This window comes from Xanthomonas sp. A1809 (assembly GCF_017746015.1).
GTDB lineage: Bacteria > Pseudomonadota > Gammaproteobacteria > Xanthomonadales > Xanthomonadaceae > Xanthomonas > Xanthomonas euvesicatoria.
In genome coordinates, this window is record NZ_JAGHWZ010000057.1 from 1 (window position 1) to 1,188 (window position 1,188).

The 1,188-nt window shown below is 65.7% G+C and carries 1 protein-coding gene; it reads right to left on the reverse strand.

The window, feature by feature from the left end:
* Positions 1 to 1,188: hemagglutinin repeat-containing protein (locus J7396_RS22355; protein ID WP_244669840.1), on the reverse strand; the 1,188-nt coding region annotated here is incomplete at both ends.

Here is a 1,188-nt window from a genome sequence, read left to right on the forward strand (position 1 = left end):
CGCTGAGGATCAGGTTGCCGCCGGCAGTGAGCGCCTGCTGGTCGATGGTTTGCGTGGCTGTGGTGGTGGTGACGCGGGTTTTGCCGTTGCGCGCGTTGTAGCTGTTGGTCTCGGTCTCGTTGAGCACGGACTCGACGTTGAGGTTGTTGCCCGCTGCGGCGATCAGATCGCCGCCTGCCTTCACCTCGGCCTGCCGGATGGTCAGGTCGTTGCCCGCGGTGAGTTGCAGGCTGTCGCCGGTGCTGATGTTGGTGCGGGTGGCAACCTTGCCATCCAGACTGGCGGTCGGCGTCAGCGACAGGTTGTTGCCTGCCTGAAGTGCCGCGCTGCCGCCAGCGGCGATTGTCACGCCGTGCAGTTGCAGGTCGTTGCCCGCGGACACGATCAAGTCTTTACCCGTGACGAGTGACACGGCGTCGCCGCCACGCAGCAGGCCGTTGTCGTCACGCAAGGCGCTTGGCGTCAGGCTGAGGGTGTTGCCGGCGATCACCGCGGCGCTGCCACCGGCCTGCACGCGGGTGCCGGTCAATGTCATGTCGTTGCCGGCCATCAGTTGCAGCGTGTTGCTGGCCGTGATGCCCGACAGGATGCCGACGCCGTTGATGGCCTTGGTTGCTTCGCTGACCAAGTTGTTGCCGGCCACCAGCGCGACATCGCGGCCCTCGATTTGGCCTTGATTGAGCAGGTCGTTACGCGCTTCCAGCGACAAGCCGCCAGTGCCGCTGATGCGGCCCTGGTTGAGCAGGTTGCCGGCGGTGACGCTGACGTCGGCGCCAGCAATGACGCCCTGGTTGCTCATGGTGTTGGTGGCATTGAGCTCGACGTTGCCGCCGGCAATCAATGCGCCGCTGCCACGTAGCTGCAGCGAGTTCGAAGCCAGGTACACCACCGGCACCAGCACGGTCTGGCCCTGGTACTCCTGCTCCACCATCCACACGATGTCCTGCGTGAGTGCAGCGGCCTGCGCGGCCGTCAAGCCCACACCCATGCTCAATTGCAGCTGGCCTGCAGCGGCCACGCCGGATTCCAGCAAGGCGCGGTATTGCGCCACGCCATCGGCGTAATTGCCCAGATAGCGACGACCGGTGAGCTGGGTGATCTGGTCCAGCACCAGCCGCTGCTCATAGAAGCCGTCGCCCAGGCGGGTCTGGGTCCACTCCGGGTCCACGCCCAGCTTGTCCAGCAGGA